14 protein-coding genes are annotated in these 13,519 nt (G+C 48.3%); 7 read left to right on the forward strand and 7 right to left on the reverse strand.

All coding sequences use genetic code 11. The features are described 5' to 3' along the window. The coding region (locus tag OEM52_09530) for a methyltransferase domain-containing protein (protein MDK9700371.1) at positions 1 to 740 on the forward strand (740 nt) is incomplete at its 5' end. A gap of 185 nt (positions 741 to 925) precedes the next feature. Here OEM52_09530 and OEM52_09535 read toward each other — a convergent pair. The 7 genes from OEM52_09535 to OEM52_09565 all read right to left on the reverse strand — a co-directional run bounded on the left by OEM52_09535 (position 926) and on the right by OEM52_09565 (position 7,592). Then, complete coding sequence (locus tag OEM52_09535; GenBank protein MDK9700372.1) at positions 926 to 1,630, reverse strand: glycosyltransferase family 2 protein; 705 nt, start codon at positions 1,628 to 1,630, stop codon at positions 926 to 928. Between the two features lie 8 nt (positions 1,631 to 1,638). Beyond that, the gene (locus OEM52_09540; protein MDK9700373.1) at positions 1,639 to 2,238 is read right to left on the reverse strand and encodes a glycosyltransferase family 2 protein; all 600 of its coding nucleotides are present in this window, start codon (positions 2,236 to 2,238) and stop codon (positions 1,639 to 1,641) included. Between the two features lie 72 nt (positions 2,239 to 2,310). Further along, complete coding sequence (locus tag OEM52_09545) at positions 2,311 to 3,018, reverse strand: glycosyltransferase family 2 protein (protein MDK9700374.1); 708 nt, start codon at positions 3,016 to 3,018, stop codon at positions 2,311 to 2,313. A gap of 16 nt (positions 3,019 to 3,034) precedes the next feature. Then, the gene (locus tag OEM52_09550; GenBank protein ID MDK9700375.1) at positions 3,035 to 4,042 is read right to left on the reverse strand and encodes a Gfo/Idh/MocA family oxidoreductase; all 1,008 of its coding nucleotides are present in this window, start codon (positions 4,040 to 4,042) and stop codon (positions 3,035 to 3,037) included. Further along, positions 4,017 to 4,253: a hypothetical protein gene (locus OEM52_09555; GenBank protein MDK9700376.1), complete on the reverse strand. Its 237-nt coding sequence runs from the start codon at positions 4,251 to 4,253 to the stop codon at positions 4,017 to 4,019. The genes OEM52_09550 and OEM52_09555 overlap by 26 nt, the downstream gene beginning before the upstream one ends. A gap of 10 nt (positions 4,254 to 4,263) precedes the next feature. Continuing rightward, positions 4,264 to 5,454, reverse strand: coding sequence for an aminotransferase class I/II-fold pyridoxal phosphate-dependent enzyme (locus tag OEM52_09560; GenBank protein ID MDK9700377.1), 1,191 nt, complete (start codon positions 5,452 to 5,454; stop codon positions 4,264 to 4,266). Continuing rightward, positions 5,451 to 7,592 carry a DUF2817 domain-containing protein gene (locus OEM52_09565; GenBank protein MDK9700378.1) on the reverse strand — a complete coding sequence of 714 codons (2,142 nt, stop codon included), beginning with the start codon at positions 7,590 to 7,592 and terminating at the stop codon, positions 5,451 to 5,453. Before OEM52_09565 ends, OEM52_09560 begins: the two co-directional genes overlap by 4 nt. Before the next feature lie 443 nt (positions 7,593 to 8,035). Here OEM52_09565 and OEM52_09570 point away from each other — a divergent pair, with 443 nt between their 5' ends. The 6 genes from OEM52_09570 (at position 8,036) to OEM52_09595 (ending at position 13,513) form a co-directional block, all read left to right on the forward strand. Beyond that, positions 8,036 to 8,500: an Rrf2 family transcriptional regulator gene (locus tag OEM52_09570; GenBank protein ID MDK9700379.1), complete on the forward strand. Its 465-nt coding sequence runs from the start codon at positions 8,036 to 8,038 to the stop codon at positions 8,498 to 8,500. A 6-nt stretch (positions 8,501 to 8,506) separates the two neighbouring features. Then, a complete protein-coding gene (locus tag OEM52_09575) occupies positions 8,507 to 9,691 on the forward strand; it encodes a cysteine desulfurase (protein ID MDK9700380.1) in 1,185 nt (394 codons plus the stop codon). Between the two features lie 66 nt (positions 9,692 to 9,757). Continuing rightward, positions 9,758 to 11,530: a 2-oxoacid:acceptor oxidoreductase subunit alpha gene (locus tag OEM52_09580; protein MDK9700381.1), complete on the forward strand. Its 1,773-nt coding sequence runs from the start codon at positions 9,758 to 9,760 to the stop codon at positions 11,528 to 11,530. Further along, positions 11,496 to 12,347: a thiamine pyrophosphate-dependent enzyme gene (locus OEM52_09585; GenBank protein MDK9700382.1), complete on the forward strand. Its 852-nt coding sequence runs from the start codon at positions 11,496 to 11,498 to the stop codon at positions 12,345 to 12,347. The genes OEM52_09580 and OEM52_09585 overlap by 35 nt, the downstream gene beginning before the upstream one ends. Positions 12,348 to 12,413: 66 nt before the next feature. Next, entirely contained in the window at positions 12,414 to 12,785 is a 372-nt protein-coding gene (gene erpA / locus OEM52_09590; protein ID MDK9700383.1) for an iron-sulfur cluster insertion protein ErpA, read from the forward strand. Between the two features lie 395 nt (positions 12,786 to 13,180). After that, entirely contained in the window at positions 13,181 to 13,513 is a 333-nt protein-coding gene (locus OEM52_09595) for a cytochrome c biogenesis protein ResB (protein ID MDK9700384.1), read from the forward strand. Positions 13,514 to 13,519 lie beyond the last annotated feature (6 nt).

Consider the following 13,519-nt stretch of genomic DNA (forward strand, 5'->3'; position numbering starts at 1 on the left):
GTGTAACGGCTCGACCGAGTAACCCTAAGTATTTAAACATTGGCTCCAATGATTTCCGACATCCTTACTGGCATAACCTTGACCACCCCACTGCATTTGAGGGATTTGCCCGTAACCAACGCGACAATATCGATATCGCTCACGATTTAATGTCGGGGAAACCGATTCCAGTCGCAGACAATTCCCTTTCAATCGCATATTGTTCCCATGTAATTGAACACTTACCCGATGAACATGTCGCGTTTCTGTTTGCCGAGGTGTTCAGAATTCTTGCGCCGGGCGGACATTTCCGGATTGTTGCGCCGGATATGCATGTCTACTATGAGGCGTACCAACGGGGTGATAAGTACTATCTACTCGATACTTTTAAGTTTCACAACGCATCTACAGTCGAACAAAGTCTTCTTGAAAAGTTTGCAACTTCTTTAACACTGAATCACCCCGATAACCGTGGTAAAAAGTTCACAGACCAAGCAATCGCTGAAATCTTCCGAACGATGTCCGAGGAGGAGGCTTACGAGTATTTTTGTAAGCAGGTATCGATGGCGGTGCAATACGATTATCCAGCAGATCACATCAATTGGTTTACCGTTCCAAAACTATTGCGGATGCTGTCAGTTGCCGGTTTTACGGATATTTGGGAGTCTCGTCTAGGTCAATCGCATTGTCCAGAATTGCGCGAGACCCATCTCTTCGATCCGTATCCCTTTGAGTCGTTGTTTGTCGAATGCAGGAAGTAAAAAGTTTGTGGTCGCCGTGATATTCCATGGCAGCATGCAAAGCGGTAGTCAACTGTTCACTTGAACGCCAAATCCTGGAACAAGCTACGGCACTACTTTGAACGGATAAGCATTTGTAGTACAACAAAGCGAATCGCTCGCACAGTAAGAGAATCCTCTACGTTCGTTACGATGAGTAGTTGTTGTTATTGATCTATGGATAGTTTATCTGAGTCAACCCGGCTGCCAATTACTTGTTGTAGAAATAGGTTTTGATACCCATAGTGTGTTGACATAGAAGATACATTTTGGAAGAAGAAATACTCGGACTCTTGTTTCGGTTGCCAGAGGGTTTGCTTCTTTAAGTCGGCGTTGATAACGATGCCCATCGAATCGATATCTCCGATCCGTGGAGAAGTAGATTCCAGCGCAGGTTTAGTTTTATCCTTGACTGCATCAAATACCCGGAATAACAATACTCCACAGTTAGCAGAAATCGATTCGGTAATCATCTGTAAGGCGTTTTCTGCTAATCGGTTTTCACAATCTACAAACATGATCCATCCCGATTCGACTATACTCATTCCAAAATTCCGCAACGACGCAACCGATGTCTTTCCTGTTTTCTGTTCAATGACCTTGATTTCCAACCAATCCGGTACTAACGGTAAATCGTTTATATCTGTGCCGTGAGGACAAACGACGAGAAGTATTACCCGCCAACCGCACAGTTGCTGTTTGATAATACTCGCGACTCCGGATTGTAAATTTGCTCGGTCCGCCGAATTGCCGGTAAACGGAGTGATTATATAAAGCGTTTTATCGACGATTCGAGCAGTCCGCTTCAGGATTGAGTGGAATCGCCATCGATAATATGTTCGCAATCGCTTACTGAATCTTTGAGACAACATGATGAAACCTACGTGTGAGTTCCGATGACGTCTTCATAGTGAACAATTCTATAGCCGAGGTGTTCTGCAATGCTAACGATATTCTGAATGTATAAGAAGTCATGGTGATAGAGTGCTTGCCATTCCGCCAAATTGGCGATCTGAGACTGAATGACATAACACAACGAATCGATATCGCCATACTTGGGAATCGTATTCATATCTGCGGGAACATTGCAGTTCAGTTCAGCATGCCATACGCAAAAAAACAAAACACCAATATCTTCCTGCAATCGTGATTCGATGATTGAACAACAATCATCGGTTATTGTGTTGTCGTCGTCCAAAAAGAGAACCCAACCGGAGTCCGATCGGCTGATACCGACATTACGCTGATGGGCTCCGTAAACCGCAGTTCGTTCGGTGGCAACGATTTCATACTGATACCAAGCCGGAAGAGGAGGCAAAGGCAGATTTTCCGGCGCTTCTCCGTCGAAAATGATATGGTGCTTAACTTGCAAACCGTGCGGTTTTTGCGCGAGTACGCTATCGATCGCCCGATGCAAAATATGGCTTCGGTGTTGGTATGTATGAGAAGGGGTGACGATATGTAATGTTTTATTCATCATGTCGGTACCTTCCAACAAACGATATTCGGGTGTGGTATCAATCGTTTTATGGTGGGGGGATTCGCATTTCGTTTAGTAGTGAATTCCGATGATGTCATCGTTGACAACAGTACGGAATCCAAAGTACTCACCTATCCCAATGATATTCTGAATATACAAATAGTCGTGATGGTACTTGTGCTGCCACTCGGCATAATGTGCGATATCGGCGTTTACAACGAAAGAGAGTGAATCGATATCAACGAATTTAGGAACAGCGGTTAAATCTTCCGGGACATATTTCTTCAATTCTTCATGCCAAACTCGAAAGACCAATACGCCTATCCCGGCATGGATGTATTGTTCGATGATCTTGCAACAGTTGGGATCGATTACGTTGTCATCGTCAAAAAAAAGAATCCAACCTGTTTTCACTTTTTCTAATCCAACATTGCGTTGATGCGCGCCATACATTGCTGTACGCGGAGTAGAAATGATTTCATAACTGTACCAAGCGGGCAAATCGGTGAACAGAATCTTGTTCGGGGCATCTCCATCGAAAACAATATGATGATGTACTTTTAGTCCGTGGGGAGTTTGGGCAAGAATGCTGTCGATTGCCCGATGCAACAATTGACTTCGCGATTCGTAGGAGTGAGATGGGGTTATGATATGTAAGTCTTTACTGACCAAATTAAACGCTCGTTTCACTTTCACTGGAATCAACCAGCGATAGTACGCACGATACTTTGCGCTGCGAATGCTGTTCCAAGGCACTTCCCATAGTACTTTCCACTTCATAACACCACAGTTTCGCTTAACTTAGTGCTGCATTTGCTTGCAATGCCGCTTCGATTTGGTGGGCGGCTTCCAATGCCCGTAAACCTTGAGCGCCGCTCACGGCAATCGGTGCTTCACCGCGAATCGCTTTAACGAAGGAAGCTAACTCCAAGCCAATTGCATTCGCTTCCGGCGCTTCCGGCTGCAATCGCGCAATGGTCTTCGTTTCACCACTGACCAATTGGATCGGCATCAGGGGGAATCCCGCGAATTCGGGATGATCCTCCTTCAAATACACGATCTCCGCTTGTCCCGATTGAAAATCAAGCGAAACATAACTACTGTTCTGGAACATGCGCAGTTTGCGCATCGGGTGGAGCGACAACCGGGACGCCGTTACATTGGCAACCTGTCCCTTGGAAAACTGGATCCGCGCATTCACAATGTCGGGCGACGGGGAAACCACCGCGACACCACTGGCAGAAATCGAAACCACCGGATCGTCGATCAGATGGAGAATCACATCCAGATCGTGAATCATCAAATCGAAAACAACCGAAACATCGACGCCGCGCGGCTTATACTGCGCCAAGCGATGCGACTCGATGAACATCGGTTTTAACGTAATACCATCCAACGCGCGTACTGCGGGATTAAAACGTTCGACATGTCCCACCTGCAACACCAAGCCAGAAGCATCGGCTTGCGCCACCATCCGCTTTCCGGCTTCGACTGAATGTGCCAACGGTTTCTCGACGAAGACATGTTTCCCGGCTGCTAAGGCGGTAAGCGTCAACGCCTCGTGAGCGCTAGTGGTCGCTACGATATCGATCGCGTCACAATCCTGCAACAATGCTTCATAACTATCGTAAACGGGAACATTCCACAATTTTGCCTTGGCGGCGGCGGCTTCTGGATTTACATCGTACACGCCGACAAATATCGCTTGGGGAGTTGTGCAAAGTAAATTGCCGTGAAAGGTTCCAAGATGCCCGGTACCGGCTAATCCGATCCTGACATTAGTCTTTTCGTTTGAAGCTGACATGGAAGTGTAGTCCAAGATTGAGGAATACGAGAAATGCAAACGCAGATATCGCAAACTCCCACCACTGAACTTTTGCGATATTCATGAAAATCATTAATCCCGTTGTAGTCATAAATGCGAAACTTATGAACGCCAGAGATAATGAGATGTTCCGCAATGCGCGATTGATGCGCATCGAACGGGTGCGGTCGTATGACGAAGGTCCGCGCATGATAGTATTTTTACTCTTTAGATTCAATGATAGCTTGCTCAATGTCATGCACTAATACTTGATAATCCTCAGTCCCGCACGCAATGCGGACGGTACCGGGAAGGATTCCAATTGCCGTGCGCTGTGTTTCTGTTAAGGCAGCATGCGACGTATTTGATGGCATACTAGCCAATGTTTCGGTGCCGCCCAGTGAGGTTGCAGCAACGATTGTCTTTAACCGGAACAAAAAGCGCATTGCTCGTTCGTCGCCACCAAGCAGGCGCAGGGAGAATACTCCGCTGCCACCCGCGAGCCATTCGGGAACCGTGTCCTGAATGCCGGGATAGCTGATTGTTTCGACTTCCGGGTGTTCAAGAAATTGTTTGGACAAAATCTCAGCATTCGCGGTTGCCGCAGCGATCCGTAACGGAAACGACTGGAGACCGCGATCCCACAAGTACGCTGAATTGGGATCGAGACAGCCGCCCAACCGGGTCATTTGTTTCCAAACTGGTGTTATCTTTTCGGTTGTACCGGCAACAACCCCAGCGATGACATCACTATGCCCATTCAAGTACTTTGAACCGGATTCGATTACAAAATCGGCACCTAACGATGACGGAATACAGTGATACGGTGTTGCGAAAGTATTATCGATAACCGTAACCGCTTCGACTGACTTTGCGATCTCGATGAGTTCCGGTACCGCAGCTGGTCGGGCTAACGGATTCGAAAGAGTTTCAAAGTAAAAGAGTGTTGGTCGTTTACCCGATTCCGCTGCGAGTTGCCATTCCAACGGATTGTGCGGAGTCAAGTACTCGATGGAAACACCAATTTTGCGGAGATCCTGTTCGAGTAACGCGTAGGTTACGCCGTACAACTCACTGCTTACAAACCAGCGTTCACCTGGTTGTGCGCAGGCAAACAAAACAGCACTGACCGCTGCCATGCCCGATGCAGTGACTACCGCATCCTCGGTCTGTTCTAATGCTGCTAACTTCCGCTCTACTGCTCGAACAGTTGGGTTGCCATAACGGCTATACAACCAGATATCTCTCCCGTGCCCGGAAGAATACTTCGACAGTGATTCTTCCGTAAAACGGTAGGTGGTAGAACGACGAATCGGCAACCCAATTCCACCTTCCGGGTCGTCCGCATAGGAACGAAGGCAAATTGCCGAGAGTTGGCTACGCCAGTAATTCCAGAATTGTTTAGAACTCATCGTAAAAAAACAAATTTAGTGTGTCCCTGCGTCGATTCCAATTTCCAATGTAAGAAGTATATCCCAGAAGACGCTTGGATTGGTTGTGGTTTCCAGACCCAAACGCCAAGCGTGCTCCCGGTCACTCGATCTCGTGTTACTTCACGTCCTGTCACATCGTAAATAGTAATATCCATTTCTTGATTTTGAGCAAGGTGATACGGAACATTGAGTTGATTGTTGCAGGGATTTGGGTAGGGAGAACCGATCCCAAATTGTCCTGGAGTTTCATGCTCACTAAACTCGCTGGATCGAGTAAAGTATATGGTATCGGTAAAACTTGACGCCTCCCATGAATGGTAGATCGTTCGGACACGGAATACCGCATCGCTTGCCCCTGGAAGAAATGGTTCACTGTAAGTGGTATCGAAAGTTAGTGGAACGTATTCTTCATGGTTTTTTTCTATCGAATACCCGCGAATCATCGTTCTTGCTTCTTGGTTTAGGTACGGAGGATTCCACGAAAAAAAGAGATCGTTGCCGTTCATCCCGTGTTCGGATAGCACAGGCGGCAGCCGTTTCACTGTAAAACCTAATACTCCCAACGTATCTCCCGGCATCAGAATCACCGGACGGCGGTTTGTTTCAAACAGCACCCCGGCAACCGAAAACGTATCAAGCCCTGCCGTTAGATGAGTCAAGTAAAATGTTACCGACGAATCAATTGCAATCCGTTGGTCTTGGCATTGAGCAAAAACCGAGTCGGTCGAATCGTGTCCGAAGAGAGCGAAAACTCCCCGAATTGCACTGTACGACGTTACCAAGTCGATGTCTTGGTAGGTTGGCGCATTCGCAGACACTATCGGTAACGTAACTGTGCGGGATTGATACTCCGGCGCAGAAATTTGCATCGTGATGGTACCCGGTTCCCGTAACATTCGAAAGCGTCCGGAACCTTGCATAACAATTCGTGGTAAATATCCCGTATCCCAATGACTCGAAAGCTCCCACGTCGCATTGCCGATTGGTTCACCAGTGGCATGATCACGGATCGTTCCGACGAATTGCCCGCCGGCTGCCCGGTCGAGTACAGCATTAATCCCCGCGCGATGAATCATACAGACATTCGCGATACTATCGGAGGGGGGATTATAGTTCGGACCGCGCCAAACTTCGACCGTTATTCCTGTTGTCCCGAAGGTCGAAATCGTGTGGTCGTTAAACTCTCCACCATGATAGTACAACTGTCCACCGAGGATGGATTGATAGCGGGTAATCGTATTACGGTAGAGATTGGCAACACTGCGAGTTACCGTACTATCGGGCGCTTCACGCGAGTTCCAGGAATACGGGCGAAGAATCAATTCGCCATAGGAGTGATAGCTGATACTGGTTACTGGTTGAATGACCCGGAGCAGCGAATCCAACGCATAATTCTCCGGTTCTGAGAGTGGGGCACTTCCATAATTCACAGCGGCATATCCCCAGTGAAACCGAAAATTCCGGTTTAAGTCAACGTTATGTGCATTATGGCGAATCCCATTGATGTAACCATCCGGATTAAAGACTGGGATCACATGCAATTCTACTTGTTGTAATCGCCGCTGCAGCGAAGTATCGGTGTTCACCCGGGAAAACAGCCAAGCGAGATATTCCATTACAACTTCGACGCCAATTGCTTCATTCCCATGCGTACCTCCCAGAAGTAGGATACTGGGAATGTCACGCTGAACCACAACACTGTCGGAGATGCGAAGACGCAACAGTGGAAAGTGGTTAACCGAGTAACCGATGGTATCAATGCGGGCGATGAGCGGGTACAGCTGTGCATAGTTTGTTAGTTCTGCTTGCACCAAGCTGAAAGTTCGGTACTCATTCACTTCATCGACCGTATCTACTGGTCCTGAGCCATACAGATCGAACGGAGAATCGGCAATTATACTGAGGGCGGGATATTCCCGGAGAGCTGCTTGTGCTGAAAATGGGTTGGGAAACTCAAGCAGTAGCGAATCGATGCGACTGCCACATACCGGTTCTCCACCTAACCTTATGAGAGCTTGGACGGCATCGCGATCCGCAGTAGGGTAGCGATATAGCGGTCCCGCCCAACAATATCGTTGAGAACCATAAAACAAGAGAAGTATAATAACGTATTGCAAAAGGAATTCCTGACACTTCTTAACACATAAAAACAAAATGTTACGCTGTTACTCACGGAGTTGAAATATCAGTTGAAAATGCAAATATTGTCACTGCTTCCTCAAAATGCAAGATTTTTTACTAACCTTTAAAGAAAAATCGCAATCAGGAACGGCTCTCTGGAAAAATAACGCCGATTTTTCTCTGAACAATGTATAACTGACCGAAAGTGCGATATGGTCTATTTGCATAATGTTCTGAATTTGTGTAAAATTTCACGTCAGACAACTGACAACCCTCTTGAAAACTTTCTGACTTGAATTTCCCCCAGGGAAGTAGGGTCGACGAACGGGAATACCCCCCCAATTCCCCGTCGGCCCTTTTCTCGTAGTAGATATTAGACTATTTTGGTCTTTTTTGTCCCCGCCAATCCAAACGTAAAAGCGGGTGTGCAGGAGAAAAAATGATACTATCCCGACAGGCGGATTACGGGATCCGGGTAATGATTGATGTTGCGCGGTTCGGTGGGAGCGAGCCGGTAACTACGCGCGATATTGCAGAACGGCAACAGATTCCCACCGCATTTTTACACAAAACAGTTACGCAACTATCCAAAGCGCAATTGTTGAGCGCGCGCCGTGGTGCTGGTGGTGGGCTGACACTGCAGCGTTCAGCAGATTTGATTTCGGTTTTGCACATAGTCGAGGCGATCGAGGGGCCGCTATCCCTTATGGATTGCACAATGAATGGAAATCCCTGCGAGCGTTCTGATCACTGTGCTGTCCACGATTTACTCGAAGAGACGACTCACGAGTTATCGGCACGACTCAATGCTACCAGTTTAGCAGAATTGCTCACGAAACAAATTGCTGCTGATGCGAAAGCAAAACGCCGTCGCAAATCAATAGTCCAAATCAATGCAAGATAATCATCCATGAAGAGCGCATATTTGGATTGGATCAGCGCAGCTCCGGTATTGCCGGAGGCGGCGCAAGCGATGGCTCACGCCGTGGAAAAGATTTACGGTAATGCTTCCTCACGTTTACATCCATGGGGAGTATCGGCACAACGAGAGCTCAATCGTGCCCGCGATGGGGTTGCTCGTTTAATTGGCGCATACGATCCGATAGAGTTAGTGTTTACCAGCTCTGCGACGGAAGCGAATAACCTCGCGATAAAGGGGATTGCCCGGATGAGCGAGCGCGGGAAACACATTGTTATCGGCGCCATCGATCACCCTTCGATCCGAATGGCAGCGGAGCGTTTGGCTTGGGACGGCTACACCATTTTGTATGCACCAGTAGATACAAACGGATTTATCCAACTTGACAAACTGCGCGAGTTGCTTTCCGATGAAACGGCGTTAGTTTCCGTACAACATGCTAACACTGAAATTGGAACACTACAGCCGGTGCGGGAAATCGCCGAACTTTGTCGTGCCAGAAACATTCCGTTTCACTGTGATGGTTGTGGTGTTGCAGGAATCCTTCCCGTGAATGTTGCAGAGTTAGGTGTATCGGCATATACCATCGGTAGTAATGCGTTTTGGGGACCACCCGGTGCAGGCGCGTTATGGTTCGACAAAAGTATTGAGCTGGAACCGTTGCTCGAAGGTGGCGCACAAGAACGGAAAATGCGAGCCGGCACGGAAAACATTCCCGCGATTATTGGGATGGGGGTAGCAGCAGAGATCGCTCAAAAAGAGTTATCAAACCGCTGTGAAGATTTAGCACGAAAACGCAACAAGTTGGAAAGTATTCTGCGAGAGGGATTTTCCCATTGCGATCCAACGTGTTTCGTTTCGTTAGGTGACAGAGCGAATCGATTGCCGCAACTGTGCAGTTTTCGCTTGGAGTGGGTCGAGGGCGAGGCGCTATTGCTTTCCTTGGGCGCTGACCATATTGCGTGTGTATCGGGCAGTGCGTGTGCTCGCCCGGAGCTTGGCGCAAGTTATGTATTGGAAGCGTTAGGTGTCCCGGAAGAGCAACGCAGTGGTGGGATAACGATGTCCGTTGGATGGTCGACCACTGAGCAAGAGATTGAGTATGCGGTGGAGCGAACCATCTATCACGGAAAGCGATTATTCGCCATGTCACCGATGATGAAATCCATCGATTAATATTTGAAGGTTAGGCACTCCTGCCTGACAAAAACTGGAGGTTAGGTAATCCTACCTGACATACGCATGAAGCAAACGACAACAATCCGTATCGGTGGAGAAGGTGGCGAGGGAGTTATTTCGGCGGGAGAAATCCTCACCCTCACATCGGCTCGATTCGGATGGCACATTTTTAGTTCTCGCACCTACCCGGCAGAGATCAAGGGCGGATTAGCGGTCTATCAATTCCGTATTAGCGAAGCTCAAGTCGGCTCGCAAGGCGATCAACTCGATATCGCGGTTTGCTTGACGGCAGAAGCATACGATGAGTGTCGAGCCGATGTTTCGCCGAATACATACATCGTATTCGATCCGATGGAAATCGCGATTGAGAAAATTCAATCTGGCAAAGCGATTCCAATTCCCTTTACCGAAATTGCAAAAAAGCAAGTCGGTGCGGCGATGTCGAAAAATGCCGTTGTCGTTGGTGTGCTTGCAAGATTCATCGGTCTACCGTTGGAATTAGCATCTACGATCTTTACGGCAAAGTTTGGTAACAAACGTGCAGCGTCCACGATGATGGAAGCCAATGCCAAAGCCATCCATATCGGTTATGAACTTGCTGCCGGGCAAAACATCAATTTGCGTCCGCAGGGCACTCCATCCCCGGAAAACCGGTTAGTGCTATCGGGAAATCAAGCGATTGCGTTAGGAGCATTGGCAGCAAATTGCAAATATGTCGCAGGTTATCCGATAACACCAGCAACGCCGATTTTAGAGACGTTAGCGAGGGAGTTACCGAAATTCGACGGTAGTTTTGTTCAGACGGAAGATGAAATGGCGGCGCTGGCAAGCTGCTTAGGAGCTGGTTTTGCGGGTGTGCGGGCGATGACTGCCACCAGCGGGCCCGGGTTCGCACTGATGAGCGAATTAATGAGTTTGGGCGTGATGGCGGAAGTACCAGTCGTGATTGTTAACGTACAACGAGCTGGTCCATCGACGGGGATGCCTACGAAAACCGAACAAGGCGATTTACTCTATGCATTGTATGGTTCGCCGGGAGAATCGCCGCGCATCGTGCTTGCTCCAGCAACGGTAACTGAGGCGTTTTCCTTGATGCCGGAAGCGTTTACGATTGCCGAACTGGTGCAATGTCCGGTGATTGTTTTGTCCGATCAATCGTTAGGCTACCGTTTGGAAACAGTCTCCCGTGGCGCAATATCGATTCCGGAAATCTCCCAAGTTGGCGACTCATCAGATGCCGCGGAAAATGACACTCCGTTTCTCCGGTATCGCGACACAGCAAGTGGAGTATCGCCGCACGGAGTACCGGGAACGGCTTCACCGGTCTTTATTGTCGGCGGATTAGAGCACAACGAAGCAGGGCAACCGGATTATACACCGGAGAATCACCTACGGATGGCAGCGAAACGTGAGCGAAAACTCGCTGTCGTAAAAACCCGCGCTGCTTGGCAACTTGGTTGGGAACGCGCAGGGATTGAAAACGGCATTGGCATTATTTCGTGGGGTTCGACCTTCGGGGTAGTCGATGAAGCGATTCGGATGTTGGAATTGACCCTTGAAGAAAAATTCGGTCACTTTCATGTTCGTTGGATCAATCCGTTTCCCATCGAAGAAATCAGTGCGTGGGCAGATTGTTTTGCCCGGGTGTTCGTAGTCGAAGAAAATTTTAGTGGTCAATTGGAAACCTTGTTACGGGCACAAACGAACCTTACTCCCGTTTCTATTCGCAAGAGCGCTGGAGTGCCATTTGCCGCCAGTGAAATTCACAACCGCATCGTTGAAAACATAAAAGGAAAATTGCATGGCGTCCCTCAAGCCGTCCGCTTACCGGGCTGAAAACGCACAACCGGTTTGGTGTCCCGGCTGTGGAGATTACGGTGCGTTGTCGGCGCTTTATCAAGCGATGGCTACTCTCGAACTCGATCCGCAAAAAGTCGTCTTAGTTTCAGGTATTGGTTGTTCCGGCAGGTTACCCTATTTCGTGAAAGCGTATGCATTCCATGGCGTACACGGACGAGCACTCCCAATCGCGATGGGAATCAAAGCGGCGAATCCGGAGTTAACTGTGATTGTCGTCGGCGGCGATGGCGATGGTATTGGAATCGGCGGCGGACATTTACCTCATATCGCTCGGAAGAATGTCGACGTTACTTACTTAATGCTTGATAACAGCATCTATGGTTTAACAAAAGGGCAAAGTTCACCCACGACGCCCATTTCGCAAATCACTCCGAGTGCGCCTTATGGAGTAAAAGAACCCCCGCTCGATCCGGTGTTATTGACATTGGCTCACGGAGCATCGTATGTTGCCCGCGGTTTCACTGCCTATGCGCAGGAGTTAGCAAATACCATCCGCGAAGGGATATTGCACAAGGGTTTCAGTTTTTTGCATGTGCTCTCGCCTTGTCCAACATTCAACAAGGATGTAACGTTTGACCTTTATAAGCAGACACTGCAACCGCTTCCTGATGGTTATTCCACGGAAAATCGCGCGAATGCGATTGCGATTGCGGCAGAGCAGGGAACTTTGTATCGTGGATTGTTTTACCGCGAGCAACGACCGGCTCATCACGAGTTGTTACAAATCGCGCGCGAACAAGTGAGACAACCGGAACCGGCATCACTTAACGCGCTTCTCACCCGCTATTGTTAAGCATGTAACGGGTTGTAATCGGGGATAGCGAGTATTCGCACGGATTGAAAATTTGTAGAGGAAGAAATGTCAGAAGCAGTAATGTCGCCGGAAACCACTACCGAAGTATTAACGATTACTCCGAAAGCGATTCACCAGATAAAGAAATTGCAGGAATCGAATAGCAGCGACTCCCTTCCGTTGCGGGTTTTTGTTCAAGCCGGCGGCTGCAAGGGAATGAGCTATGGTTTGATGTTTGATGATCAACCGCTGGAAGAAGGCGATGTCACGATGGAGAAAGAAGGCGTGAACATTGTGGTCGACGGCGAAAGTATCCGCTATTTGCAGGGGGCGGTAATCGATTTTGAAGAGAATTTAATCGGCGGCGGTTTCAAAATTCAGAATCCGAATGCGGTGAAATCGTGTGGTTGCGGCTCGAGCTTTAAAGCGTGCGGCTGAGACTGATTTCTCAAGTGACACTTTGTACGGGAACTAATCGTTTTATACCAGCGTACAAAAAATGCGCTACGGATAGTTCAGTCATGTAGCATAAGAACATTGGTGTTGGGGGCGACTCGTTCGCCCCTTCGCTATGTCGTTGCAAACCGCTGTTTGTTAGTAATTTGATGCAAACGATTTCGCCATCAACGCAGTCTTTTTGAAGGATTGTGCTTTTGGAGACATCTGTCTGCTATTCTATATTGTCCTTCTTACAAAGAAGTTGACCGGGGAAGGGGGGGGCGGAAGTTCCCGGTTACGCAACCTTGCAATCCACATCTCGCAATTCTGTTGCTCAACCACCGAACCTTTTTTCCGCGATGCTGATACCTTTCTGACTTGATTGGGAGGATTCGTTGTTACCTAAGTTTTTGCAACCACTCGCCGCGCTCAGTATAACGATTGTGTTGCTCGTACTCATTGCGCTCGCAATGACATTTGGTACAATGTACGAATCGATTGTTGGTACACCGCTTGCACAAGCGGATGTCTATCGCAGTATTTGGTTCGATGTTTTACTTGGATTACTCGCAATAAATTTGACCGCCTGCACTCTCAATCGTTATCCATATTACCCGCACCAAGCCGGATGGATAATGACCCATATCGGGATACTTGTTATACTTGCCGGGGCTGTTATCAGTCGAAATTGGGGTGTAGAAGGTCAACTTATGCTCGCGGAGGGGTAATAGTTC

This window comes from bacterium (genome assembly GCA_030247525.1).
Lineage (GTDB): Bacteria > Electryoneota > JAOADG01 > JAOADG01 > JAOADG01 > JAOTSC01.